General features: G+C 53.4%; 25 protein-coding genes. 11 read left to right on the top strand and 14 right to left on the bottom strand.

The features are described 5' to 3' along the window. Window positions 1-37 precede the first annotated feature (37 nt). Window positions 38-1,870: a sensor domain-containing diguanylate cyclase gene (locus tag M8Q36_RS20330; protein ID WP_249882149.1), complete on the bottom strand. Its 1,833-nt coding sequence runs from the start codon at window positions 1,868-1,870 to the stop codon at window positions 38-40. Window positions 1,871-2,140: 270 nt separating this feature from the next. Further along, window positions 2,141-3,169, bottom strand: coding sequence for a sensor domain-containing diguanylate cyclase (locus M8Q36_RS20325; protein WP_249882148.1), 1,029 nt, complete (start codon window positions 3,167-3,169; stop codon window positions 2,141-2,143). A 320-nt stretch (window positions 3,170-3,489) separates the two neighbouring features. Between M8Q36_RS20325 and M8Q36_RS20320 the strand changes: the two genes are divergently transcribed. Both M8Q36_RS20320 and M8Q36_RS20315 read left to right on the top strand, forming a co-directional pair. Continuing rightward, on the top strand, window positions 3,490-3,723 hold the full coding sequence (locus M8Q36_RS20320) for a putative hemolysin (RefSeq protein ID WP_249882147.1): 234 nt from the start codon (window positions 3,490-3,492) through the stop codon (window positions 3,721-3,723). Window positions 3,724-3,815: 92 nt separating this feature from the next. Next, window positions 3,816-4,121: a hypothetical protein gene (locus M8Q36_RS20315; RefSeq protein WP_017456490.1), complete on the top strand. Its 306-nt coding sequence runs from the start codon at window positions 3,816-3,818 to the stop codon at window positions 4,119-4,121. Here M8Q36_RS20315 and M8Q36_RS20310 read toward each other — a convergent pair. Together M8Q36_RS20310 and M8Q36_RS20305 are read right to left on the bottom strand one after the other, a co-directional pair. Beyond that, the gene (locus M8Q36_RS20310) at window positions 4,118-4,465 is read right to left on the bottom strand and encodes a DUF488 domain-containing protein (RefSeq protein ID WP_249882146.1); all 348 of its coding nucleotides are present in this window, start codon (window positions 4,463-4,465) and stop codon (window positions 4,118-4,120) included. The genes M8Q36_RS20315 and M8Q36_RS20310 overlap by 4 nt on opposite strands. Further along, complete coding sequence (locus M8Q36_RS20305; RefSeq protein ID WP_249882145.1) at window positions 4,462-4,965, bottom strand: 2-thiouracil desulfurase family protein; 504 nt, start codon at window positions 4,963-4,965, stop codon at window positions 4,462-4,464. The genes M8Q36_RS20310 and M8Q36_RS20305 overlap by 4 nt, the downstream gene beginning before the upstream one ends. A 153-nt stretch (window positions 4,966-5,118) precedes the next feature. Here M8Q36_RS20305 and M8Q36_RS20300 point away from each other — a divergent pair, with 153 nt between their 5' ends. Next, entirely contained in the window at window positions 5,119-5,826 is a 708-nt protein-coding gene (locus M8Q36_RS20300; RefSeq protein ID WP_249882144.1) for a CTP synthase C-terminal region-related (seleno)protein, read from the top strand. A 76-nt stretch (window positions 5,827-5,902) separates the two neighbouring features. Here the strand turns inward: M8Q36_RS20300 and M8Q36_RS20295 are convergent, their stop codons facing one another. Then, window positions 5,903-7,084 (bottom strand): CynX/NimT family MFS transporter, encoded by a 1,182-nt coding sequence (locus tag M8Q36_RS20295; RefSeq protein ID WP_249882143.1) that lies wholly within the window; start codon window positions 7,082-7,084, stop codon window positions 5,903-5,905. A 99-nt stretch (window positions 7,085-7,183) separates the two neighbouring features. Here M8Q36_RS20295 and M8Q36_RS20290 point away from each other — a divergent pair, with 99 nt between their 5' ends. The 5 genes from M8Q36_RS20290 to M8Q36_RS20270 all read left to right on the top strand — a co-directional run bounded on the left by M8Q36_RS20290 (window position 7,184) and on the right by M8Q36_RS20270 (window position 11,261). Continuing rightward, a complete protein-coding gene (locus M8Q36_RS20290) occupies window positions 7,184-7,969 on the top strand; it encodes an AraC family transcriptional regulator (RefSeq protein ID WP_249882142.1) in 786 nt (261 codons plus the stop codon). Between the two features lie 203 nt (window positions 7,970-8,172). Then, window positions 8,173-8,997, top strand: a complete 825-nt coding sequence (locus M8Q36_RS20285) for an ABC transporter substrate-binding protein (protein ID WP_045511604.1) — start codon at window positions 8,173-8,175, stop codon at window positions 8,995-8,997. A 2-nt stretch (window positions 8,998-8,999) separates the two neighbouring features. Further along, on the top strand, window positions 9,000-9,821 hold the full coding sequence (locus tag M8Q36_RS20280; protein ID WP_249882141.1) for an amino acid ABC transporter ATP-binding protein: 822 nt from the start codon (window positions 9,000-9,002) through the stop codon (window positions 9,819-9,821). Further along, window positions 9,821-10,579, top strand: a complete 759-nt coding sequence (locus M8Q36_RS20275) for an amino acid ABC transporter permease (RefSeq protein ID WP_249882140.1) — start codon at window positions 9,821-9,823, stop codon at window positions 10,577-10,579. Before M8Q36_RS20280 ends, M8Q36_RS20275 begins: the two co-directional genes overlap by 1 nt. Then, window positions 10,569-11,261 carry an amino acid ABC transporter permease gene (locus M8Q36_RS20270; RefSeq protein ID WP_249882139.1) on the top strand — a complete coding sequence of 231 codons (693 nt, stop codon included), beginning with the start codon at window positions 10,569-10,571 and terminating at the stop codon, window positions 11,259-11,261. The genes M8Q36_RS20275 and M8Q36_RS20270 overlap by 11 nt, the downstream gene beginning before the upstream one ends. On the opposite strand, the gene M8Q36_RS20265 is transcribed toward M8Q36_RS20270, so the two are convergent. Then, a complete protein-coding gene (locus M8Q36_RS20265) occupies window positions 11,244-11,690 on the bottom strand; it encodes a DUF441 domain-containing protein (protein WP_249882138.1) in 447 nt (148 codons plus the stop codon). The two genes, M8Q36_RS20270 and M8Q36_RS20265, sit on opposite strands and share 18 nt — an antisense overlap. A 204-nt stretch (window positions 11,691-11,894) precedes the next feature. Between M8Q36_RS20265 and M8Q36_RS25630 the strand changes: the two genes are divergently transcribed. Further along, window positions 11,895-11,990 carry a hypothetical protein gene (locus tag M8Q36_RS25630; protein ID WP_020454038.1) on the top strand — a complete coding sequence of 32 codons (96 nt, stop codon included), beginning with the start codon at window positions 11,895-11,897 and terminating at the stop codon, window positions 11,988-11,990. A 14-nt stretch (window positions 11,991-12,004) separates the two neighbouring features. On the opposite strand, the gene M8Q36_RS20260 is transcribed toward M8Q36_RS25630, so the two are convergent. From M8Q36_RS20260 to M8Q36_RS20230, 7 genes are all read right to left on the bottom strand, one after another. Continuing rightward, window positions 12,005-12,502, bottom strand: coding sequence for a YbaK/prolyl-tRNA synthetase associated domain-containing protein (locus M8Q36_RS20260; RefSeq protein ID WP_249882137.1), 498 nt, complete (start codon window positions 12,500-12,502; stop codon window positions 12,005-12,007). 399 nt (window positions 12,503-12,901) lie between these two features. Beyond that, window positions 12,902-14,182, bottom strand: coding sequence for a YeaH/YhbH family protein (locus M8Q36_RS20255; protein ID WP_200551747.1), 1,281 nt, complete (start codon window positions 14,180-14,182; stop codon window positions 12,902-12,904). Between the two features lie 65 nt (window positions 14,183-14,247). After that, window positions 14,248-16,182 carry a protein kinase YeaG gene (gene yeaG, locus M8Q36_RS20250; RefSeq protein ID WP_020454035.1) on the bottom strand — a complete coding sequence of 645 codons (1,935 nt, stop codon included), beginning with the start codon at window positions 16,180-16,182 and terminating at the stop codon, window positions 14,248-14,250. A gap of 491 nt (window positions 16,183-16,673) precedes the next feature. Then, complete coding sequence (locus M8Q36_RS20245) at window positions 16,674-16,895, bottom strand: acyl carrier protein (protein WP_249882136.1); 222 nt, start codon at window positions 16,893-16,895, stop codon at window positions 16,674-16,676. 16 nt (window positions 16,896-16,911) lie between these two features. After that, window positions 16,912-18,345, bottom strand: coding sequence for an AMP-binding protein (locus tag M8Q36_RS20240; protein WP_249882135.1), 1,434 nt, complete (start codon window positions 18,343-18,345; stop codon window positions 16,912-16,914). Further along, window positions 18,342-19,460 (bottom strand): MBOAT family O-acyltransferase, encoded by a 1,119-nt coding sequence (locus tag M8Q36_RS20235; protein ID WP_249882824.1) that lies wholly within the window; start codon window positions 19,458-19,460, stop codon window positions 18,342-18,344. Before M8Q36_RS20235 ends, M8Q36_RS20240 begins: the two co-directional genes overlap by 4 nt. A gap of 126 nt (window positions 19,461-19,586) precedes the next feature. Continuing rightward, window positions 19,587-20,726 (bottom strand): D-alanyl-lipoteichoic acid biosynthesis protein DltD, encoded by a 1,140-nt coding sequence (locus M8Q36_RS20230; protein ID WP_249882134.1) that lies wholly within the window; start codon window positions 20,724-20,726, stop codon window positions 19,587-19,589. A 342-nt stretch (window positions 20,727-21,068) separates the two neighbouring features. On the opposite strand from M8Q36_RS20230, the gene M8Q36_RS20225 reads away from it, so the two are divergent. Next, entirely contained in the window at window positions 21,069-21,815 is a 747-nt protein-coding gene (locus M8Q36_RS20225) for a MipA/OmpV family protein (RefSeq protein ID WP_249882133.1), read from the top strand. 89 nt (window positions 21,816-21,904) lie between these two features. Beyond that, a complete protein-coding gene (locus M8Q36_RS20220; protein ID WP_249882132.1) occupies window positions 21,905-22,762 on the top strand; it encodes an aldo/keto reductase in 858 nt (285 codons plus the stop codon). A gap of 42 nt (window positions 22,763-22,804) precedes the next feature. Here the strand turns inward: M8Q36_RS20220 and M8Q36_RS20215 are convergent, their stop codons facing one another. Next, complete coding sequence (locus tag M8Q36_RS20215) at window positions 22,805-23,689, bottom strand: D-hexose-6-phosphate mutarotase (protein WP_249882131.1); 885 nt, start codon at window positions 23,687-23,689, stop codon at window positions 22,805-22,807. Window positions 23,690-23,710 lie beyond the last annotated feature (21 nt).

Below are 23,710 nucleotides of genomic sequence, written 5' to 3'. Positions count from 1 at the left end.
TGTTGCGAAATACAACAGTCAGGCTAATTTATCGGCATTACGAACCGTACAAATGTTGCTGCTGCGGCTCTGTCGCCATCTTCGATAATAAGCGGAACGGTTTGTTATCCGCGAGCCAGGCCGGGATCTCCTCGGGTGATAGCGGACGTGAGAAAAGGTAGCCCTGCGCTTCATCGCAGCCGTATTCGGCAAGCATTCGCGCGGTTTCCAGATCTTCAATCCCTTCCGCCAGCACCACATAATGCAACTCTTTGAGCATCATAATGACGTTGCGGGCGATAATCCGGCTGCCGGTGTCGGTGGTGACCTGGCTTACCAGCGAACGGTCGAGTTTAATCACATCGATGGGGATGCGGCGTAAGTAACTTATATTGCTGTATCCTGCGCCAAAGTCATCCAGCAAAATGGTAAAGCCAAGCAATTTTAAACGGTCAAGTTCTTCCAGTGCCGGATCGCTTTCCAGCACTTTCTCGGTCTCCAGGCATTCAATCCGCACATCTGAGGTGAAAAGCCCGGCGGCCAGCACGTTCTGTTCCAGTTCATCGGCAAATCCGGGGCGCGAAAAATCACTGACCGTGACGTTAATGGACACCGGCAGCAGAATACCTTGCTGTTTCCACTGTTTAAGCTGAGAAATCACCGACTTAATCACCCACTGCGTCAAGTCCGTCATCAGCGTGGTTTTTTCCGCCAGCGCCACAATCACCGCCGGTGAAATCTGACCCAGTTCCGGGTGCTTCCAGCGTAACAGCGCTTCCACGCCTTCGGTTTTGCCAGAACGCAGCGAAATCTTAGGTTGAAAAACGAGGTAGAGCTGATCGGTGGCTTTGATTGCCTCGCTGAGATCGTAGAGCAGCTTAAAATCTTTATTCCGCTTGTGATCGAGAATCGGGTTGAACTGCAACACCCGGATCTTTTCGCGAATTGATTCATGCAGCGCGCTGATGCCCTGACGCACAATCTCCTGCACGTTATCGTCCTGCGGCGAAAATTTCACATAGCCTGCGTGAATGGTCAGATTGATATCGATGTCGCCGGTGATTTTCGCCTTTATGCCAGGCAATTTTTCTGCCCGTTTCGCCAGTGTCAGCGCATAGTCCATATCGACCAGCACCGCGTAGCGCCCGGTGGTGAAAGCATACAACGTGGTCTCTTCTTTCAGCCTTAAACGCAAACGAAGCAGTGGTCCGAAACTGCGCAGCATCTTTTCCAGCGCTTCCACGCCCAGGTAGCGGGATAACTCATACGCGCGCGGCATATCAATACAGTCAAAAATCATCAGGGCGTAGCTGCCGCTCGTTTTTTCCAGCGTCATCCGCTCCATCTCTTTCATCAGAAACTGACGATTCGGTAAACCCGTTAAGGCATCGATCAAGCCAATGGTATAGCAGGACTCAAGATAAACAGTGGCGAGCGCGGCGACGCGGTGAAAATTGGTTATCTGGCGGGATGTCGGCGTATAAATTTCTGGATGACTGACACATAACGTGCCCAGCACCGTGCCTTCTTTATTTATCATTGGTACTGAAGCGTAAAAAAGAATATTTCCGCTTTTTACCAAAGGTTGATGATTAAAGCGTTCATCGAGTCGGGTATCAGAACTAATAACGGTCTGGCAACCGTGCAGTGAATATTGGCACATGGTCTGTTCGATACGAATTTTGACGTGCTCAATGGGGATATTCTTAACATATTTAATATATTGATATTCGTCATCGAATGTTGTGATAAAACATCCTTCGACACCCATCACTTCACATGCCAGACGCGCAAATTCGGCTAGCGCTGCATCGCGGGATTTGTCTTCCTTACTCAGCAGCTCTAGCGCGGCAAGCCGTTTGCTTTCGCTTTTTTTGAGACCAGTGAACATAGCGAGCTCCTGCCCAAATCAATGAGTTGGTGGTGTTCTGTTCAGATGACTCCATCATGCGCTTAGGCTTACGGCTTAATAAAAATCCTGACGCGCAATTACCACCAACCGAATTGGGTTCCGGCCACAGCAATAACCGCCACGATGAGCATAATGATGGTTGTCTTTCTCACGAAAACTCCTTGGCTGGCGATAATCGCCAGAAATCAATTGTATAAGAAATAGAAGAAAATGAGATTTTTCTCAAGCCTTCGCGTCACAGAGATTCACTTAATTGAGACGAATAAAGGGTTTTTTTTCTTTATTCTTCTTCACGTGATACATCGCTTCATCAGCCGCTTGTAACGCACCGTCAGCATCGGTCAGTTGCGGGTTGATTTCGATGACGCCCACGCTGGCGCCTGGGTAGAAAATCCGTTTTTCCCCGAACTGATATTCGCCGGTAATGCGTTTATCGAGGCTCCTTTTCAGCGACATCAAATGCATGCCTTCCGCCTGCTTCAGCGGCCTGCCAAGGCAAGCGAGTAAAAACTCATCCCCGCCAAGACGCCCGACAATATCGTCTTTACCGCGATCCGTCGCCAGCCGTTTGCCAACGTCAATCAGAAACTGATCGCCAGCCTCATGTCCCAACTGGTCATTGATGCCTTTGAAATTATCAAGATCGATAAACGCAATAATCACGTGCATTTCCAGATGGCGTGCAAGGGAAAACAACGTGGCGAGATTCTCGAAGATAGCGCGCCGGTTGGGTAAACCCGTCAGCGCATCGGTGTAGGAGTAGGCGATCAGCGCCGCGTTTGCTTCGCGTAACTGATCAACAAGACTCTCTTTTTCAATGAATTGTGCAATCAGCCCGGCAAACAGCCGCAGTACCTGTTTGCCACGCACGCTCAGCGATTTTTTGGCATGACTGGCGGCGCACAGCGTGCCATAAAGTGAACCATCGGCCAGATGAACCGGGGTACTTAAATAGGTGGTGATGCCCAGCGCTTGTGCTGCTTCGCAATCTTTCCAGCGGTTGGCAACGTCATTGCTGAATGAGCAGCCATCATCCAGTGCGCGCTTGCACAGACTATCGCCCCACGGCAGGGAGAAACCTTCCGGGATATCAAGCTGTTTGCTATTGCGCGAATAGACAATATGTTGCAGGCGGGGATTGTCACTAATGGTGGTTAAGTACGTTGATTCCATATCCGTCACCATTTCCAGCATTTCCAGAAACTGGCGAACTAAACCTTCAAGCGACTGCTCTTTTGAAAGCGCTTCAGAGACACGGGCGAGAATGAAATCGGACATGACTTTTTTACTCCTGTGTCCTGGTGATATGGACATTAAAGCTGAAGATTTTATGGCGCGTCATTAAATCATGAAAGAAGCGTGATTTACATATCGTGGCGGAAGGGCATTAAAAATTAGCAGGCGAGAACGAAAAAAAAAGCCCCGTTGATGAAGCGGGGCAAAAACTCATTGATTACGGAATGATGTTCTCTGGTCATGGGTGAGAACGAGGCTAACTATACCCGCTCAAAGTGCAGTAAGAATGGAGAAATCATGGAGATATCTCTGTTGCGTGGTTATGCTGGAAAGCGATTTACAGGCGATTTAAGGAAAAAAAGATGCGTTATTGGTTACTGGCGTTACCCGTTGTTCTCGCGGCGTGTTCTTCCACACAGCCTGAATATCCCCGCCACCCCCAAATCGGTATGGCTAACCCGGCGGCGATTTATTGCCAGCAGCGGGGCGGCGAACGCGTGCCGGTACAAAGCCCGCAGGGTGTTCGTACGGAGTGCAAATTGCCGGGCGGCGAAGTGATCGATGAATGGGCGCTGTGGCGGCGCGATCACCCGTAATCGCACCACGTGACAATCGCCGGGTTGCCAGGGTACACTTCGCACTCAGAATTATCCTATTTTTAGCTGGCGCGGGAGCGCATGAGAGAAGCATGTTCCAGTTACGTCCGGGCAGCCCGGCTTTAATTATCGGCGCCCAAACCGCCAATGGCCGCAGCAATATTGGCAAATCCGTTGAGCTTTTTGGGCTGTGTCAGCCCGGCGAGCGTTTTCTTAATCCGGTGAACGGCGTGGTAACGGAAATGCCGCATAATGCTGCGCGTGCGCTGTGGCTGGTGACCGGCGATGTGACCGCTTTTGATGGTCAGCATGGCTTCGCGTTTGTGCGCGCCGAACATTTGATGCCGCTGCAGCCGGACAGCGAACCTCAGGATGTGCGCGAGCGCGTTATCGGTTAAGCCAGCGAGCGCAGCCACTGAGCCAGCACCAGTGCGTGGTTCTGCTCACTGTTTTTTGCCGCGTATAACAGCGTGACGGTACCTTTTTTCCCGCGTGCCGCCAGCGTTTTTCCTGCCTCTTCCTGCGCGGCAAGTTCCTGACGGTAGCTTTCACTGAACGCGGCGAAATCAATGGCGTCGCCGTGAAACGCTTTGCGCAGCTCCGTTGACGGTGCCAGCGTTTTATTCCACTCATCACAGGGTAAATCGCTTTTCTTAATACCGCGCGGCCAGAGCCTGTCGACTAACACCCGATAGCCGTCGTCATCGGCTGCGGGATCATATACCCGTTTGCACTGGATCATTGTGACCTCTCCATCTCTTCAATCCACGCCACCAGCGCCGGTAATTGCTGGTCGGAAAAGACGCGAGTGCCGTGTTCTTCCAGCAGCGCAGTCGCTACGCCCATACCTTGCCGACGCGTGCCGCTAAAGGTTCCATTATAGATAAACTGGCTGCCGCAGGTTGGGCTACCATCGGTGAGCAATGCTGCACGGCAACCCGCGTTTTGTGCAGCTTGTAGCGCCAGCCAGGCGGCTAGCTGATAGTGTGCGGTAACGTCCCGCCCATCGTTTTCGACAATCCGCGCCTGTTCGCGTATTACGTCTGCGCCATGACCTGCGACAATCTCCGCCGGTCTTCGCGGCACGGGTAAACCAGCGGCCAGCTCCGGGCAGTGGATCACCAGACGGTCTTCTTGCTGCCAGCGGCGCAGCGTCTCCTGCATAAGCGCTTTTGCACTGCCGTTATAACGCACGTTGAAACCCATCAGGCACGCGCTGACAAGAATTTTGGTTTGGTGCATAGTTTTCGCCTTAATGCCTTGCCGGAAATGTATTTTTCATAATTTTACATGATATATGCCTGCTGATTTTAAGGTGTTGTGATTACATTAAAAGACAGCTAATGTGATATTCCTTATGTTATTCGTTATCCGCTCCGGCATAAGGACACTTTCATGCATCACATTCCTCCGAAAAAAACATTACGCATCGCATTGGTCGGCGATTACAGCCACGATGTTGTTGCACATCAGGCGATCCCACTGGCGATTGATGATGCCGCTGCTGTGCTGGAAATCACTGCGGATTACGACTGGTTACCCACCAGCGAAATCAACAGCGATGAAGATCTGGTTGGCTATGACGCCATCTGGGTTGTGCCGGGAAGCCCCTATAAAAACGCCAATGGCGCGTTTATTGCCATCAAATATGCGCGCGAAAACGCAGTGCCGTTCCTCGGCACGTGCGGCGGCTTCCAGCATGCGGTCATTGAATATGCCCGCAATGTGCTCGGCTGGGCAGATGCGGCGCACGCCGAAACGGAAAACACTGGCCGGATGGTGATCACGCCGCTGACCTGTGCGCTGGTGGACCAAAACGGTGCTATCGAACTGCGACCTAACACGTTAATTGCCCGCGCTTACGGTCGTGAACTGATTGAAGAAGCCTACCGGTGCAGCTTTGGCGTAGCAGAAGAGTTTGCCCGCGAACTGGAAAGTGGCGATCTGCGGGTTACCGGTTGGGATGAAGACGGAGAGATCCGTGCCGTGGAGCTGGTGACGCACCCGTTTTTTGTTGCCACCTTGTTCCAGCATGAACGCGCGGCGCTCGCCGGGCGTCCGGTGCCGCTGGTTCAGGCGATGCTGCGCGCGGCATGTGAATAAAAAAACAGGCCTGCGGGCCTGTTTTTGTTTGTCCCCCCTAAACCTCTCATGGAGAGGGGGGAGTGATTTGCACGTATTACACCACTTCGCGATCGCGCCCGGCGAATGCCCCGCACACCGCCATAACGACCGATAACACAGCACACGCCAGCAGCGGAAGATGCCAGTCGCCGCTGGCATCATGAATTTTCCCCATTAGCGGCGGGCCGCAAGCTGCAAGCAGATAGCCGACCGATTGCGCCATACCGGAAAGCGCGGCCGCCTGGTGAGCGGAGCTGGCACGCAGCCCGATAAACGTTAACCCGAGGATCATGGTCGCACCGGAGCCAAAGCCAAAAACAAGGGTCCAGAGCGTGGCATGGTCCGGCACAAGCCACAATCCCAGCGAACCGACGGCACACAGCAGCGCGACCAAGACGGCGATACCGCGCTGATCTTTCAGCCGGTGCAGAACCAGCGGCACCAGCAGGCCCGGCAATGCCGTCGCCAGTTGCAGAATGCCATGTACTGATCCCGCCTGCGCTTCACTGAAGCCGTGCGCTATCAGAATCGACGGCAGCCAGCCAATGACGATGTAATAGATTAATGAGTTGATCCCTAAAAACAGCGTGACCTGCCAGGCAAGCCAGGAGCGCCAGATCCTGCGACTATGCAGCGCGCCTGCGCTACTGAGTGCCGCAGGTGCGCCGTGGCGCAACCTGGGTAGCCACAGCAATAGTGCCAGTAACGGAAAGATCATCAGCATCAATAATGCGCCATGCCAGCCCGCACCGTATTGTGCCAGCGGCACAACGACCGATGAGCCGAGCGCCGCCGCTGCGCCCATGGTGAGTGAGTAAGCACCCGTCAGTTTCGCCACATGTTGGGCGAAGTCGCGTTTTATTATCCCTGGTAGCAGCACGTTGCCGAGCGCGATCCCGCAGCCAATGATCGCCGTACCCGTAAACAGCAGCAGTGCTGAGGGCAGGGAACGCAGGGCGATGCCAAGGCAAATCAGCACCATTGCCGCGAACAGGCTGCGTTCCATGCCGAAACGGCGCGCCACACCGGCCGCCAGCGGCGATATCAAGGCAAAAGCCAGCAGTGGCAGAGTGGTGAGCATGCCGGTTTGCGCTGTGGTTAACCCATATTCCGCGCGAATCTCATCCAGCAGCGGCGCTGCGCCAGTAAAGGTGACGCGCAGTGTGGTGGCAATCATCAGGATCCCGGCAATCAGCAGCACGCTTTGCTTAGCGCGGGAAGGAAGGCTGTTAGTCATTGTCTTCTCTGAAAAAATAACAGGCCGCTACGATAACGTTTTTTGCTGCGGTTTGAATCAAGCTAAAATGACACTTTATCGCTAAATTCGGACAAATTAATGCACGGACTTGGGCTCGGCGGCTACGATCCGGATAGCCAGCAGGAAATGGCGGTGGCGTTCAGCATCACCGTTGAAGAGAGTGAACAATTGATCCCGGCGCATCACCATCGCAAAGGGCAACTCATTCTGGCATTGAAAGGCGCAATCACCTGCGAGGTCGAACATGCCCGCTGGATGGTGCCGCCGCATCATGCGATGTGGCTTCCCGGGCAGGTTCCGCACAGCAACCGCGCCACGGCGAATGCGCAGCTCTGTTTCCTGTTTATTGAACCCTGGTCGGTGGTGATGCCGGATCACTGCTGTACGCTCAAAGTTTCGGCACTGGTACGCGAATTGATCCTCACATTAGCCACGCGCACGCCTGCCCAGCGGCGGCAACCCGCCACCCAGCGGCTGGTGCAGGTGCTGTTTGATGAACTGCCGGCACAGCCGCAAATGCACTTGCAGTTACCGGTTTCCGCACACCCGAAGATCCGCCAGATGGTCGACAGCATGGAAAGCAATCCGGCAGACAGGCAGACACTGGCGCAGTGGGCGCAGGTGTTTGCCATGAGCGAGCGCAATCTGGCGCGGCTGGTCGTAAGGGAAACGGGGTTAAGCTTTCGTCGCTGGCGGCATCAGATGCAGCTGATCCTCGCGCTACGGTTATTAATTGATGGCCACCCGGTGCAGCACATTGCACAGGCGCTCGGGTATGACTCGACGACCGCGTTTATCACCATGTTTAAAAAGGGGCTTGGGCAGACGCCGGGGCGTTACCTGGCGGCGCTCGGCGAAGCGTGACATTTTCTGCTCTCTATTCCGTTGTTTTTATGTGGATTTGGCATGTTTGTTCTGCCAGGGCGGGCAAGATAAGCAGTAAGTATGGGAGGTTTGTTTTTAATAACTTTTACGGATAATCAATGCACTTTTTGATATTTGTCTGATGAATAAGGTTGTGTGACCTTAGCGCTGCGTTAACACAATAACAGGGCACAAGGATTAGCATGGCAACCTCATCACATACGAAAAAAACAGGCGCAATCAGCGCCCTGGCGCTGCTTTCAGCGCTCTCTTTTTCCGCGCACGCGGACAAACTGGCGGATATCAAAGCCGCGGGCGTCGTCAAAGTGGCGACCTTTGACGCCAACCCACCGTTCGGCGCTATCGATGCGAAATCCCATGACATCGTGGGTTATGACGTCGATTTTGCCAAAGCGCTGGCAAAAAGCCTCGGCGTAAAACTGCAACTGGTGGCGACGAACCCGGCGAACCGCATTCCGCTGCTGCAATCCGGCAAAGTGGATTTGATCGTTGCGGATATCACCATCACCCCGGAACGCGCGCAGGTGATCGACTTCTCCACGCCGTATTTTGTCACCGGCCAGCAATTCCTCGTACCGGCTACTGCGGCCGATAAGCTGGACGCCTACAGCAAAGCGCGCATTGGCGCGGTTAAAGGCACCACTGGCGAGCAGACGCTGCACCAGCGTTTCCCGCAATCCCGCGTGCTGGCCTATGACGATATCCCGCTGGCGCTGACCGCGTTGCGTAACGGCAACGTGCAGGCCATCACCCAGGACAGCACCATTCTGGCCGGCTTGCTGGCGGAAGCGCCGGATAAAGCGAAATTCAAAATCCTGCCGGACTTATTGTCCAAAGAGGAGATCGGTGTCGGTGTGAGTAAAGGTGAAACCGCATTGCTTAACGCGGTGAATACTGAACTGGTCAACCTTGAGAAAAACGGCGAAGCGGCAAAAATCTACGATACCTGGTTTGGTCCGCAAACCAAAACGCCCGCTCCACGCAGCTTTACCATAGAAGCGAAGTAACTATGCTGGCAGGTCTGTTTTCTACCTCTGTGGCGGATGCCACAGAGGTGTTGCCCGTGGCGAAAGGCACGGTGGAGTTTCGCCAGGCGAGCAAACGCTACGGCGACAACGTGGTATTAAAGTCGATTGATTTACAGGTTGCCGCCGGCGAGGTGCTGGCGGTGTGCGGGCCATCGGGTTCCGGTAAATCAACGCTTATCCGTTTGATTAACCAACTCGAAACCCTGAGCGGCGGGGAGATCTATGTTGACGGTCAGCCGACCAGCCAACTGAAAGGGCGCCAGCTTCGCGAGTTGCGCCGCCATGTCGGTTTCGTTTTTCAGCAGTTTAATCTTTATGCCCACCTCAACGCGCTGGATAACATTACGCTGGCGTTACGCCGTATTCACGGCAAAACCGCCGCCGGGGCGCAGGCCATCGCGCTGGCGCTGCTGGCGCGCGTTGGTTTGCAGGATAAAGCGCATCACTATCCGGCGCAGCTTTCCGGCGGGCAACAGCAACGCGTGGCAATCGCCCGCACGCTGGCCGCCGATCCGCATATCATTCTGTTTGATGAGCCAACCTCAGCGCTTGATCCGGAGATGATTGGCGAAGTGTTGCAGGTGATGAAATCGCTGGCGCATAGCGGCATTACGCTGATTGTGGTGACCCATGAGATGCAGTTTGCCCGTGAAATCGCCGACCGTGTGATCTTTATCGACGGCGGCGAAATCCTTGAGCAGGCAGCACCGGCGCAATTCTTTTCTGCCCCGCAGCACCCGCGCGCGCAGCGCTTCTTACAGAAAGTGCTCAACCCGCTGCACGCGGATAGCAAGGAGTTGTAATGGCGCTGCATCTCGACTGGGCGGGCGTGCTGACCGGGCAGCCCGCACAATGGATCATTTCCGGTTTTCTTACCACCATCTGGGTTACCGTAGCGGGAACCGTACTGGCGACGGTATTAACGATACTGCTGCTGGCGCTGCGTCTGGCTGGTGGCAAAGCCGGGCGAGGCGCGGTGGCGACGTGGGTATCGCTGTTTCGCAATACGCCGCTTCTGGTGCAACTGTTGTTCTGGTATTTCGCCGCCTGGAATGTGTTGCCGCAGAGTTTTCGCCAGTACGTTAACGACGATTACGCATTCAGCATTTTGCTAGGCGATGTCTGGTGGTTGACGCCAGAGTTTCTCTCGTCGGCCTGGGCACTGGGGCTGTTTACCGCGGCCTTTCTGGTTGAAGAGATCCAGGCTGGTCTGCACGCGGTGCCACGTGGACAGGTTGAAGCCGCGCAATCGCAGGGTTTTAGCCCACTGGCGTTGTTCCGCTGGGTGCTGCTGCCGCAGGGATTGCAGAATGCCTGGCAGCCAGTAGTGGGGCAGTATCTGAATCTGATGAAGCTCTCTTCGCTGGCGACCGGTATCGGGCTGGGGGAATTAACCTACCAGACCCGGCAGATCGAGAGTTTTAACGCCCACGCCCTGGAAGCGTTTGCCATCGGCAGCGCGCTCTATTTGCTGCTGGGGCTGGTGATGAGCGTGTTGTTCAACCTGCCACGTAACTGGCGGGCGCTGCGCCGTGCAGCGGAGGTGCAACATGATCGCTAATATCACCGTGATCACCGATAACCTCGATTACTTACTGTGGGGGCGAGCGGCGCAGGGCGAGCCGGGCGGGGTACTGTTATCGCTGCTGATGACCGTCGGCGCGGCGGTTCTGGCCTTTCCCGGTGGTGTGCTGCTGGCGTGCTGCGCATGGCGCTTTCGCGGCTGGCCACGCAAAGTGCTCTTTCTCTGGGCGGAGCTGATTCGCGGCATTCCGCTGATCTTCGTGATCTTCTGGCTGTGGTTTTTACTGCCCTGGTTAACCGGCGCAGATCTTCCCGGTGCGGTGACCGTGACGCTGGCGCTGGCGTGGTTTACCTCGGCGTCGGTGATGTATTCGACCCTTGCCGCGCTTGGGGCGCTGCCGAAAGGGCAGTATGAAGCCGCGCTCAGTAGCGGGTTTGGCAGTGCGCAAATCCTGCGGCTGGTGCTGTTGCCGCAGGCATTACGCAACGCGTTGCCGTCGTATATCGGTTTGCTTATCGCGCTGCTGAAAGACACCTCGCTGGCGTTTATTGTCAACGTACCGGAACTGACGACAGTTGCAGGCCAGGTGAATAACCGGGTGCAGGTCTATCCTGCCGCGCTGTTTGTCTTTACCGGTCTGGTCTATTACCTGCTGTGCAGCGCGCTGGAGTTTACGGTCAAACAGTGGCAGCGGCGCAACTCACTGCCGGCCAATTAGCAGCGAAACTAACCCGGCAGCAATCAGTGGCCCGACCGGAACGCCCCGGAACAGGGCCACACCCAACACGGTGCCGACCAGTAATCCCGCCACCAGCGACGGTTGTGAACTCATCAACGTTACGCCGCGTCCGCCCAGCCACGAGACAAAAACACCAACCGCAATCGCCACCAGCGATTTCCAGTTCACAAACGAGTGCAGCAGCGTCGAGGGTGGCAATGAGCCGCTGGCAATTGGCGCCATCACGCCAATGGTGAGGATAATAATGCCAACGGTCAGCCCCTGCTTTTCAATCCACGGAAAGAAGGTGTTGAGTGGGGTGATGCGCACAATGATCAACACCAGAATAGAGACCGCAACGGTGGTGTTATGGCTGACAAAACCCAGCGCCGCGAGCGCCAGCAGAATAAACAGCGTGCTATCAAACATCAGAAATTCCTTGCCAACAAAGAAACCTGTTTACTCTACGCATAATGCGGTGATGTAACAGGTTTTTTTCATGCAGGCAGACAATTTCAGGCAGTTGCCAGAAGCGAAGGGCGGTTTTTAATCAAAAGTCAGCTGAATTGTCATCAACGATTCATAATTCAGAGATATGAATTAGGCACCGACAGGCCTTTGCGAGTTACCATCATGCCTTCAGATGTGTTGATTATCACCGCACTGTTCTTCACGCTGGCCGCCGGGCTGGTGATTTCCGTGTTGATTCTGGAAAGAAGCGGCTGGTAAGCCGGACACGCGCGTTATTCGCGGCGAAAATCCACCAGTTCCGGCCTGGCGATGCGCAGGTAGTCGCCGGTATTCATGATCACCGATTTCTCCAGTAACCCGGCGTTAAACGCGATGTCATCAAAGCGATGAAACAGTACCGGGTCGGCAACCAGGTGCAGATCCGGGTGAAAGCTGAACGGGGGGATCGCACCAAATACGCACGCAGTTAATTCATCCACTTCCGCCGGGCTTGCCAGCGAGGCTTTACTGCCACCAAAGTGCTGCGCTAAGCGGGAAAGGTCGGCCTGTAAGTCGGCGGCCAGGATCGCCAGCACATGCTTTTTCACTCCGTTACCTTTGATCTTACACAGCAGCGCTTTCGCACCCTGACCCAGCGCGGTACCGCGAATTTCACTGACGGCCTCGCATTTGCCGACGGCTTCGTGTTCAACAACGCGAAAGCGCGCGTCGTGCTGTTCAAGCAGGTTTATCAAATGCTGGTGGATGTTACGGCTGGCAATTTCAGACATATTCACTCCCGATGAAAACGTTGAAGATTAAGAATAATTCACGCACCGGGAGATGAAAATAAAAAAGCCGCCCTAAAGAGGCGGCGAAAAAATACAAGCACTACAAACAACGCTTTTTGTGTGTACTGTTAGTTTCTTTTCAAAAGGCAGCCATATGCTACCAGGCTCAAGGCGTTCACAGGATGAACTGAGCGCAACAGCACCGACGTAAACGTTATCCACGCCCGCCGTGCCACAAATGTTTCGATGGGATTACTGTGCCACATTTACGCGCAGGCAAGAGGGTAAATAGCCGCTATTTTGTACGGCAATTCAGCCATTAGCCCGGCGAAATGCGTTTTTTTTACGCAGATGCGCAATAAAGAGAGGCAGCCGGAAAGGATTCCCGGCTGCGGAAGGTTAGCTGGTAGATGTCGTCTGTTTATGGAACAGTTCGCGGAATACCGGGTAGATATCCTCCTGATCGCGAATATGCTGAATGGCGAAATTATCGAACATCGTTTGCAGGTGTTCATACTCGCGCCATAACGTCTGGTGCGCCCGGCGGGTGATCTCGATATAGCTGTAGTAACGCACCACCGGCAGGATCTTCTTCGCCAGGATTTCGTGACACAGCGGTGAGTCGTCCGCCCAGTTATCGCCGTCCGACGCCTGCGCGGCGTAGATATTCCATTGCGCCGGGTCGTAACGATCTTTAACCACTTCATCCATCAGTTTCAGCGCGCTGGAAACAATGGTGCCGCCCGTTTCCTGCGAGTAGAAGAACTCATGTTCATCCACCTCTTTTGCCTGCGTATGATGGCGGATATAGACCACTTCGACGTTTTTATAGGTTCGGCTCAGGAACAGATAGAGCAGAATGTAAAAACGCTTGGCCATATCTTTGGTCGCTTGATCCATCGAACCGGAAACGTCCATCAGGCAGAACATCACCGCCTGGCTGGAAGGTTCCGGTCGTTTTTCGTAGTTTTTGTAGCGTAAATCAAAGGTGTCGATAAACGGTACGCGCTCAATTTTTGCCCGCAGTTCGGCAATCTCTTTACGCAGACGCTCCTCTTCAAGTAATTGTGCAGGTTCGCTTTTTGCCACCGTTTCGAGGCTGCTTTCCAGTTCGCGCAGCTCACGACGTTTTCCTGCCGTCATGGCGGTGCGGCGTGCCAGCGAGTTTTGCAGCGAACGCACAACGCTGATATTCGCCGGTACGCCGTTGGCGGTGTAGCCCGCGCGGTGCGTTTTGAACTCATTAAGCTGCCGTTGCTGGTTCTTTTTCAGGTTCGGCAGTGCCAGATCCTCAAACAGCAAATCGAGGTACTCATCTTTGGAGATCTGGAAAACAAACTCATCCTGGCCTTCGCCGTCAGGGCTGGCTTCGCCCTGGCCGCCGCCACCACCGCCACCGCCGCCTTGTGGGCGCTCGATGCGGTCATTTTGCACAAAATGGTCGTTTCCCGGATGTACGCGGTGGCGCAGGCCGCCACGCCCCTGATGAAACATCGGTTCGCTGATATCTTCCGTCGGGATGGAGACGGATTCGCCATTCTCCACGTCGGTTACCGAGCGTTTGTTGATCGCTTCGGAGATGGACTGCTTTATTTGCGCTTTATAACGGCGTAAAAATCGCTGGCGGTTAACCGTGCTTTTATTTTTACCGTTCAAACGCCGGTCAATGAACCAGGTCATAGTTCCCTCCCGCTGCGTATGCCAACGTTGCAACAGGCCGCGCACAGGGCGCGGCCAGCGCGTTGTTATGATGATTTACGTACACGCAGATACCATTCGCACAACAGGCGAACCTGTTTGCGGGTGTAGCCTTTCTCCATCATACGGTCGACAAAATCGTCGTGCTTTTTCTGCTCGTCGGTAGAGGTTTTGGCGTTGAACGAAATCACCGGCAATAGCTCTTCGGTGTTCGAGAACATTTTTTTCTCGATAACCGTGCGCAGTTTTTCGTAGCTGGTCCAGTTCGGGTTGCGTCCGTTGTTGTTAGCGCGAGCGCGCAGCACGAAGTTAACGATCTCATTACGGAAATCTTTCGGGTTGCTGATCCCGGCCGGTTTTTCAATTTTTTCCAGTTCCGCGTTCAGGGATTCACGGTCAAACAACTGGCCGGTATCCGGGTCGCGGTACTCCTGATCCTGGATCCAGAAATCCGCATAGGTGACATAACGATCGAAGATGTTCTGCCCATATTCGGAATAGGATTCGAGATAGGCCGTCTGGATCTCTTTGCCGATAAACTCGGCGTATTTCGGGATCAGATAGCCTTTCAGGAATTCCAGGTAACGTTCAGCCAGCTCTTGTGGGAACTGCTCACGCTCAATTTGTTGTTCCAGTACGTAGAACAGATGTACCGGGTTGGCGGCTACTTCAACATGGTCAAAGTTGAACACACGCGAGAGGATCTTAAAGGCAAAACGTGTCGACAGGCCGTTCATCCCTTCATCAACACCGGCGTAATCGCGGTATTCCTGATAGGACTTCGCTTTCGGATCGGTGTCTTTCAGGCTTTCACCGTCGTAGACGCGCATTTTCGAGTAGATGCTGGAGTTTTCCGGTTCTTTCAGACGCGAAAGAATCGAGAAACGGGCCAGCGTTTCGAGCGTTCCCGGCGCGCACGGCGCATGGGAGAGTTCACTGTGGTTGAGCAGTTTTTCGTAAATTTTCATCTCTTCCGAGATGCGCAAGCAATAAGGCACTTTGACGATGTAAACACGGTCAAGGAACGCCTCGTTGTTTTTGTTGTTACGGAACTGCACCCATTCGGATTCGTTCGAGTGGGCGAGGATGATGCCGTTAAACGGCAGGGCGGAGATGCCTTCCGTACCGTTGTAGTTGCCCTCCTGCGTGGCAGTCAGCAGGGGGTGCAGCACCTTGATCGGCGCTTTAAACATTTCGACGAACTCCATGATGCCCTGGTTCGCCCGGCACAGCGCGCCGGAGTAGCCATAGGCGTCTGGATCGTTTTGCGCGTGGTTTTCCAGTTTGCGGATATCCACTTTACCGACCAGCGCCGAAATGTCCTGGTTGTTCTCATCGCCCGGTTCTGTTTTGGCAATCGCAATCTGTTCCAGAATCGACGGCCAGACTTTTACCACGCGGAATTTGCTGATATCACCGCCAAACTCGTGCAGGCGTTTGGCGGCCCACGGCGACATGATCGTGCCGAGATAACGGCGCGGGACGCTGTACTCTTTTTCCAGGATCTGGGCATCTTCCTGCGGGTTAAACAGGCACAACGGGTGGTCGTTAACCGGGCTGCGCTCGCCATTGGCGCTCAGCACGTAAATTGGCACCCGCTGCATTAAGGATTTCAGGCGTTCGGCCAGTGACGATTTACCCCCGCCAACCGGGCCGAGCAGATAGAGGATCTGTTTCTTCTCTTCCAGACCCTGCGCAGCGTGTTTGAGGTACGAGACGATTTGCTCAATCGCCTCTTCCATTCCATAAAATTCCTCGAACGCGGGGTAGCGTCCGATAACCCGGTTCGAAAAGAGACGGGAAAGCCGTGGCTCCTGGGCAGTGTCTACCATCACAGGTTCCCCTATGGCCATCAGCAGCCTTTCAGCAGCATTCGCATAAGCGCTGCGATCTTGCTTACAGATGGCAAGAAACTCCTGCAGAGTGAACTCTTCGTCCTTGGCAGCTTCATAACGCTGGCGATAGTGATCGAATATATTCATGGCATGCCGTCCTTTCGTAATCTGTGGGAACAGTACAGCTATCAGTTTTTCCACTTTTAGCGTCGCAAACCAACGGGATAAAAATTATGCTCCGTCCTATTTGTTATGAGCGTGTATCCAGCTTTGATCAAGTTATCGCTGAAGAAGATTCTGATGGCAGAGGGGCTTTTTTCGGCCTGTATTTGGATTAAATATCTATTGAATTAGATTTATACAGATTTTTTATATTTGATATCGGGACTCTGCAATGGAAAATGCCAACATTTTACATCAGGCGAATGTTGGTAAATTTTTACAGGATGTGCGGGATCGCAAGTATAGAAAAAGTGACGCCGTCATGGTCACTTCGCCGAAGCGGAGAGATTATCGACAACAGAAGTACGCGAGCTGTGTTAAAGGATGATGACAGGCAGGATTAACAGGGCGGTTGTTGCCAGCAATATGAAAGACGCGGTGCCAGGCGGCAATGCCCGGCACCGTAAAATGACATGTTAGTTGCGGTGCTCTTCAATGTATTGCGCGAGATCCGCAGGGGTTTTCAGCACGCTGGCAACTTCCGTTGGTGGGATCATGCAGCCGTAAACGTCCTGCACTTCCAGCACCATATCGACGGCGAGGATGGAGTCGAGAATATCGGACTCAATCAGTTCATCGTGAAAGCCCACTTTGCGGGATAAAATCTTTTCAAACAGCGCGAGAATTTCTTGTTCCATGATTTTTCCTGTGTATTCAGTTGCTGCGGGCATGGTTGTCCAGCAGTTTGCGGTCGATTTTGCCGTTAGGGTTAAGCGGCAAAGCCTCCTGGATGATGATTTGCGACGGCACCATGTACGGCGGCACCACCTGTGAAAGCGAGTGTTTAATCGCGTCCGGCGCCAGATTGGTGACGCAGAACGCCGCGATACGCAGCACGCCGCCGCCCGCTTTCATTAGCGGTAATACCACCGCTTCACGAATGCCGGACATCGCCAGCAGGCGGTTTTCAATCTCGTTAATTTCGATGCGATAACCGTTGAGCTTGATCTGGCTGTCGTTGCGGCCCTGGCAGTAAATAAGCCCATCTTCGTAACCCAGATCACCGGTTTTGTAGCCGCGCCAGGCTTCGCCCTCACGGTGCAACAGTTTTGCCGCGTTCTCTTGCGGCAGGCCGAGGTATCCGCGCATCACGTTTTTGCCCCAAATAATCAGCTCACCGTCGGCGGTAATCTCCATTCTGCTCTCCGGCATCATGGTGCCGACCGGCAGCAGATCGTTTTCGCTGGCAAGGATGTCGTCCGTGATTTCGACAACGGTAGTGGCGATAGTCGCTTCGGTCGGGCCGTAGGAGTTGAGGATTTTGGCCTGCGGGAAGCGGCGGCGAAGCTGTTTGACCAGCGCTTTGTTTAGCACTTCGCCGATAAACACAAACACGCCGAGCGCGGGCAAATAATCACTGTTGAATTGCGGCGAGAGCAACTTCTGGTAAGCGAAAGAGGGGGTGGAAACCCAGACTGAGACCGCGTTACTTTTCAGGCGATCAAGCCAGTTTTCTGCCGCGATATCCTCTTTGGCATTCAACACAATATGGCCGCCGGTTGCCAGGTTTGCCAGCAATGGGATCAGTGACAGGTCAAAGCTGAACACCGCGTGATTCATCAGTACCGGGACTTCCGGCAAGGCAAAATCCTGACGCACCCACTGCATAAAGTGCCACACGCTTTCACGGCCGATCTGTACGCCTTTCGGTTTACCCGTGCTGCCAGAGGTGAACATGATATAGGCGAGATCCGGCTCTGCCAGCGGCTGGGCGATTTCACCGGTCGGCACAAACTGACGCGTCGCGACGTCGTAGTAATACGGCGCGCTGGCGAGATGGCAAATCTCTTTCAACCGCTCCTGCGGATAGATGCAATCTACCGGAATGTAAGGAATGTTATGCAGCAGGCAGCTATAGATAGCGACGGCGAATTCCGCCTGCTGGTGGCCGTATAACACCACTGGCGTCGCCGGCGAAGGCTGACAGCGCTGATAGCGTTCGGCCCAGTCTATCACCGCGCCAGAGAGCTGTTGCCAGTTAAGTGCTTCATCGCTGCCGCTTATCGCTAACTGATGCGGGCGGGCGGGATCGAGTAATGCCGCACGCAGGAAATCCTGCAGCGCCTGGAGGTCAGAGTGTAGGTTCATAGAGGTGACATTCCGCTAAAAATGTAAAGAGATGCCGCAGCGCTTGCCAGCGTTAACAGGCGTCCCAAAAAGAGGATCGTGGGAAATTGCAGCCAGCGGTTCAGCACCTGGCTACGTTTGGCTGACCACAGCAGCATGTTGTGCGCCACAGAAATAGCGCCAAACAGCGCGCCGCTAATCACATAGTGCCGTTCGAGCCCGTTCCATGCCCCCATACAAAACAGCGTGCAGAAAATACCAATATTCTGCGCCAGTGTTTTGTTCTGACGGAAAAAGTCGAGCTTCATTAAATTCATATAAATCGGCATGAACACCACATCGCGCAGCCACTCTGAAAGGCTGATGTGGAAACGACGCCAGAAATCCTGCGGGTTTTTCGCCAGAATCGGCATATTAAAGTTTGCCGGAACGTTGAGGCCAAACAGACGAGCGGCGCCGATGGCCATATTGCTGTAACCGGCGAAATCAAAATAGAGGTAAGCGCTGTAGGCGAGCGACATCACGACGCCGACACTTAATGTAAACGGGCGGTGGCTCCAGTCCTGGATCACCAGGTTATCGATCAGCATGGCGAATAAAAACTTCTGCACGATGCCGGTGAAAATTTGCTCTGCGGCGATGAGAAATTGCTCACGCGTGAGCGTAAACACCGGTTTATTAATATCCGTTATCCACGTCCGCCAGCGGTACATTGGGCCGGCCAGAATAATGAACGGCATAAACAGGTAACAGAAATAGTGCAAAACATTGTTGCCGTCTTTTTTATTGCGATAGAGCAAAACATCGATGGCGCGAAAGGTCATAAAAGATAAGCCAATCATGCCCCAATGGTTATTCAGGTGTAATTTCACCGCAAACAGAGGCACTAACGTCAAACTTACCGCCTGCCAGGTTTTTAACCAGCCTTTCTCTTTTAAGGTGACGAGAAGATAAAAGCTGATAAAAACCGCAACGGGAACGATATAGTCGCCCTGAAATATATATCCCCAGCCAAACGCCGCCAGCACGGAAAAAGCACATAAGTAAGTTAACCGATAGCGCAGCACGCGGTTAACCAGCGCAAACAATAACGCCGAAGAAAAGAGAAAAAAGAAAAAGGTTCCGGAGCTATACATCATTCATTCCTCAGAACTTTTGATATTCAAAGTGCACTTTTAAATTCATGCTTTCATCAACAGAGGACCACGCGATAACGGTGACCGCCAGTAAGAGATAAAGGAAAAACAGGCGAATAGCGTATTTCATCGTTTAAAACTCTCAATAATAAAGCGGTCCATCGGTACCCATGCCAGATCGGTAGGATGCAGACGATCCCAGTTCCAGCCGTCCTGATAGGGCATGGAGTACATATCAAAATAGGGGATCTGGTTTTCTTTCAGGATGGCGGTGGTTTGCGTTACCGCAGGCTGCACCAGCTCAGGGTTTTGCACCGCACGACGGTTTATCGCATCGATAATGACTACCACCTGAACGTGGCGCTCTTTCAGCAACTTAATCATGGCGCGAAACGCTTTCAACTGTTCCGGCTCAACGGGCGAATCGTCCCATACTTCTGGTTTTTCGCCGGGTTGGTAAACCGTTTTGTCCATCCACAAGGTGTCTGCGCTTTCCTGGCGCGCCTCGTTCAGTTCGCGGGCGTGGGCCAGTTCATGTTCCCAGTTCGGCGTGATATCAACAGCGGGTTGTACAGGCCAGGGGCGTGCGGGTGCCGCTTCAACATCCAGCATCGCCAGCCAGTCGTTTTTAATCAGTGTGCAGAAATTAGCAAATTCGTAACTGACTTCTTGCCAGATATTGTCCAGGTCCCAGCCAGCAATTTTCATTTGTTCAACGGTTAAATGGCTGGTCTCTTTTTTATTGATATGGCGTAAGTAGTTGACGAGGAATGGGCGTGTTTGTTCATCCTGCATTAACGGATTAAAAACCGGTGCCGGAAAATTATTCGCAAAAATAGCCGGAGGTACGCCGGTTGAATAAAAACTATCGGGCGCGAGTAGTAAAACGACTTTACTGTTTGCGTTAAGGTCATTCTTAAAGCGAGACAGCAGGAGAAAATGGGTGACGCTATCATCAAAACTGTCGCCAAATGCGACTACATTACGATGTAAATCATTATTAAGGTAATTATAAACAGCGTAAGGTTCATCTTCTGAGGTGGCGACTTCCGATGCGCCAATGAAAAAAATCGCATTACCCTGCAGGGCATGAGAAATAGTGGCTATTTTTTCCGCCTGCTCTTTTGCCGTGCCGTCCATAGCTTTAATCAGCGGCTGGAATTTAAGCGGCGGATCAAAGCGGGTAACCAGCGGATGAACGCAAAGGAACAGGACGGCGAGAAGCGCCATCAAAAAATGTAGGCAGAAAGTATTTTTGATTTTCATTATAAAATTAAAACTACTTGATATTCATTTGTTTAAAATATGTTGTTTTTTAACGTAACAGATAAATTTGATCTCTGTTTCCGCGACACTATATACCAGCCTTATGACGGATGATGAGCACTGCCGTGTAACGGTATGTACAGCGTGTCATTTAATACCAGAAAGGGTTGAAGTGGCTTGATGAACGGGGCGCGAAAGCATTTTTCCGCACTCGTTGCGGCAGGGTAATCGGCATACATAATTTGCGATTTTTTGTAATGTTTAGGTAAAAAAATTTGGGTAGGCTGGCGCGGGCGGTTAAACTTCTTGCGCCAATTATTTGACTACAGGAAAGAAAGGACTGTGACCAAAATCAAACTCGTGGCACTGGGCGTGCTGACCGCGTCCTGCGCTTTTGCAGCAAATGCAGAAAATACCTTTTCACTGGGCGCTGGCGTGGGCGTCGTTGAATCCCCGTATAAACAGTATGATAAACGTGTCCTGCCGGTTCCTGTTATCACCTATGAAAGTGATAATTTCTGGTTTCGCGGCTTAGGCGGCGGTTATTACCTGTGGAATGACCAGGCGGATAAACTCTCCATCACCGCGTTTTACTTCCCATGGGAGTTCAAACCAAAAGACAGTGATAACAACCAGTTGCGTCAGTTGGATCGCCGTAAAGGGACAATGATGGCGGGGCTTTCATATGTCCACAATACGGATTATGGTTTCCTGCGTACGACCCTTGCGGGCGATGTGCTGGATAACAGCAACGGTGTTATGTGGGATATTGGCTGGTTGTACAACTACAACAACGGTGCGCTGAGCGTTACGCCGGGCGTTGGTGTTGAGTGGGCCAGCGATAACCTGAACAACTACTACTACGGTGTGTCGCGCAATGAAGCGCGTCGCAGCGGGCTGAAAAGCTACGATCCGGATAATGGCTGGAGCCCCTATCTGGAGCTGACGGTCAGCTACCGTCTGACGGACAGCTGGACCGTGTACGGCTCGGGCCGTTACACCCATCTGTCGGATGAGATCAAAGACAGCCCGATGGTGGACAAATCCTGGGGCGGGATATTGTCTACCGGGGTGACGTACCGCTTCTGATTGTGCAGTTGAATAGCGCGATCTGTGCAATAAAACAGGGCCATTGGCCCTGTTTTGCTTTACGGTGAAACGTTTAGCAGGAGGAGAAGATGGCAGACAAAAAAGTGGTTTTTGCAGGCCAGGTTTCGCAGCCCGCCATTGGCCAGGGCACCTGGTACATGGGGGAAAACGCGCGGCTGCGCCAGAAAGAAGTGGATGCGCTGCGTGCGGGTATCGATCTGGGATTAACGTTGATTGATACGGCGGAAATGTATGCCGACGGCGGAGCGGAAGAGGTGGTCGGCGAAGCCTTACAGGGCGGTTTACGTGACAAGGTGTTCCTGGTTTCCAAAGTTTATCCGTGGAATGCCGGCGGCAAGAAGGCAATCGCCGCTTGCGAAGCCAGCCTGCGTCGCCTGAAAACAGAGGTTCTCGATCTCTACCTGCTGCACTGGCGTGGTAACTACTCCCTCGCTGAAACCGTCGAGGTGATGGAAACGCTGATCGCGCAGGGCAAAATACGCCGCTGGGGCGTTTCAAATCTGGATTACAGCGATATGCAGGAGCTGATGCGCGTACGCGGCGGAGACGCCTGTGCGACAAATCAGGTGCTGTATCATCTTGGTTCTCGCGGCATTGAATATGATCTGCTGCCGTGGTGCCAGCAACAGGCAATGCCAGTGATGGCCTATTGTCCGCTGGCTCAGGCTGGCCGCCTGCGCAATGGTTTGCTGGAAAACAGCACGGTGCGCGATATTGCCGCAGCTCATGGGGTGAGTGCTGCGCAAATTTTACTGGCATGGGTTATTAGCCACCAGGGCGTGATTGCCATTCCCAAAGCATCCAGCGTGGCGCATGTGCAGGAAAATGCGGCGGCACTGAATATCACGTTAAGTAGCGAAGAGTTAATACGGCTGGACAACGCGTTCCCGGCTCCGGGGCGTAAAACGCCACTCGACGTGGTGTGACAGGAGTAATAACCCTCTCCTGTCAGGAGAGGGTTGGCAGGATCAGCGTTTAACGACGCGGATGGTCTGCGCCAGGCGGGACGGTTTTTCTTCAGTGGTTTTCTGCGGCACGGTCGCGTTAACCGATTCCACACAGACAAACGTTTTGTAACCGTCATCCGGCATGTCAGTCATGCTGACGGAGAGCGCCGGGCCGGGGTTCCACGCCACGACATTAGCGTTATGGCTGTGGATGACTTCAATGGTGCGGTTAAGCGCGCTGTCGTGGATCAGGCTGCAGGCTTCCGCATTCAGATAGACGCGGTCGGTGCGATCGGGGAACGTCTGTACACCATCGGCCAGTACATCTTCTTTCGCATCGTTCACTTTGTCGATAAAGCGATCGCCAAGACCACTCACTTTCACGGCTGCGATATCACCGACGTTGAAATAGGTGTGCAGCGCCGAGGTGGTTTCAAACTCACCGTGAGCTTCCAGCTCCATTTCGCAGGTCGCGCCCAGTTTGTAACGGGCATACACCGTAAAATCGTGTGGCCAGAATTTGCGCGATGCATCGCTGCTCTGCAGTTCAAAGGTCAGCACGACGCCGCTGGCGTCTTCGTTATGCGCTTTCAGCGCCCACGGCAGATTGCGCGCAAAACCATGCGCTGGCAGGCCTTGCTGTTTTGCCGGGCCGAACCACGGCCAGCAGACCGGCACGCCGCCGCGCAGTGCGACGCCATTTTTAAACGGCGTGTTGCCGCTCAGCCACAGGACTTCTTCTTCGCCCTGCGGTTTCCATGAGAGCAGATGTGCGCCCTGTAAGGCGAATGAACCTTTAACCTGCGGATGGTCGACGACGATAACGTCCAGTTCGTCCATTTTGCGCAGGGAGAGAGTAGGGGTAATTTGTTCGACTACCGGAAGTGCAAAAATTTTATTAATCATTAACGCAATCCTCTGTCTTCA

The sequence above is a fragment of the Kosakonia sp. R1.Fl genome (assembly GCF_023516815.1).
Lineage (GTDB): Bacteria > Pseudomonadota > Gammaproteobacteria > Enterobacterales > Enterobacteriaceae > Kosakonia.
Note: the sequence above shows the minus strand (reverse complement) of the source record. Positions and strands in the feature narration are given on the sequence as shown.

Excerpts from the sequence above, each read along its gene's own strand:
- M8Q36_RS20330 (WP_249882149.1), bottom strand. The coding sequence starts at position 1,870 with ATGTTCACTGGTCTCAAAAAAAGCGAAAGCAAACGGCTTGCCGCGCTA.
- M8Q36_RS20325 (WP_249882148.1), bottom strand. The coding sequence starts at position 3,169 with ATGTCCGATTTCATTCTCGCCCGTGTCTCTGAAGCGCTTTCAAAAGAG.
- M8Q36_RS20320 (WP_249882147.1), top strand. The coding sequence starts at position 3,490 with ATGCGTTATTGGTTACTGGCGTTACCCGTTGTTCTCGCGGCGTGTTCT.
- M8Q36_RS20315 (WP_017456490.1), top strand. The coding sequence starts at position 3,816 with ATGTTCCAGTTACGTCCGGGCAGCCCGGCTTTAATTATCGGCGCCCAA.
- M8Q36_RS20310 (WP_249882146.1), bottom strand. The coding sequence starts at position 4,465 with ATGATCCAGTGCAAACGGGTATATGATCCCGCAGCCGATGACGACGGC.
- M8Q36_RS20305 (WP_249882145.1), bottom strand. The coding sequence starts at position 4,965 with ATGCACCAAACCAAAATTCTTGTCAGCGCGTGCCTGATGGGTTTCAAC.
- M8Q36_RS20300 (WP_249882144.1), top strand. The coding sequence starts at position 5,119 with ATGCATCACATTCCTCCGAAAAAAACATTACGCATCGCATTGGTCGGC.
- M8Q36_RS20295 (WP_249882143.1), bottom strand. The coding sequence starts at position 7,084 with ATGACTAACAGCCTTCCTTCCCGCGCTAAGCAAAGCGTGCTGCTGATT.
- M8Q36_RS20290 (WP_249882142.1), top strand. The coding sequence starts at position 7,184 with ATGCACGGACTTGGGCTCGGCGGCTACGATCCGGATAGCCAGCAGGAA.
- M8Q36_RS20285 (WP_045511604.1), top strand. The coding sequence starts at position 8,173 with ATGGCAACCTCATCACATACGAAAAAAACAGGCGCAATCAGCGCCCTG.
- M8Q36_RS20280 (WP_249882141.1), top strand. The coding sequence starts at position 9,000 with ATGCTGGCAGGTCTGTTTTCTACCTCTGTGGCGGATGCCACAGAGGTG.
- M8Q36_RS20275 (WP_249882140.1), top strand. The coding sequence starts at position 9,821 with ATGGCGCTGCATCTCGACTGGGCGGGCGTGCTGACCGGGCAGCCCGCA.
- M8Q36_RS20270 (WP_249882139.1), top strand. The coding sequence starts at position 10,569 with ATGATCGCTAATATCACCGTGATCACCGATAACCTCGATTACTTACTG.
- M8Q36_RS20265 (WP_249882138.1), bottom strand. The coding sequence starts at position 11,690 with ATGTTTGATAGCACGCTGTTTATTCTGCTGGCGCTCGCGGCGCTGGGT.
- M8Q36_RS25630 (WP_020454038.1), top strand. The coding sequence starts at position 11,895 with ATGCCTTCAGATGTGTTGATTATCACCGCACTGTTCTTCACGCTGGCC.
- M8Q36_RS20260 (WP_249882137.1), bottom strand. The coding sequence starts at position 12,502 with ATGTCTGAAATTGCCAGCCGTAACATCCACCAGCATTTGATAAACCTG.
- M8Q36_RS20255 (WP_200551747.1), bottom strand. The coding sequence starts at position 14,182 with ATGACCTGGTTCATTGACCGGCGTTTGAACGGTAAAAATAAAAGCACG.
- yeaG (WP_020454035.1), bottom strand. The coding sequence starts at position 16,182 with ATGAATATATTCGATCACTATCGCCAGCGTTATGAAGCTGCCAAGGAC.
- M8Q36_RS20245 (WP_249882136.1), bottom strand. The coding sequence starts at position 16,895 with ATGGAACAAGAAATTCTCGCGCTGTTTGAAAAGATTTTATCCCGCAAA.
- M8Q36_RS20240 (WP_249882135.1), bottom strand. The coding sequence starts at position 18,345 with ATGAACCTACACTCTGACCTCCAGGCGCTGCAGGATTTCCTGCGTGCG.
- M8Q36_RS20235 (WP_249882824.1), bottom strand. The coding sequence starts at position 19,460 with ATGTATAGCTCCGGAACCTTTTTCTTTTTTCTCTTTTCTTCGGCGTTA.
- M8Q36_RS20230 (WP_249882134.1), bottom strand. The coding sequence starts at position 20,726 with ATGAAAATCAAAAATACTTTCTGCCTACATTTTTTGATGGCGCTTCTC.
- M8Q36_RS20220 (WP_249882132.1), top strand. The coding sequence starts at position 21,905 with ATGGCAGACAAAAAAGTGGTTTTTGCAGGCCAGGTTTCGCAGCCCGCC.
- M8Q36_RS20215 (WP_249882131.1), bottom strand. The coding sequence starts at position 23,689 with ATGATTAATAAAATTTTTGCACTTCCGGTAGTCGAACAAATTACCCCT.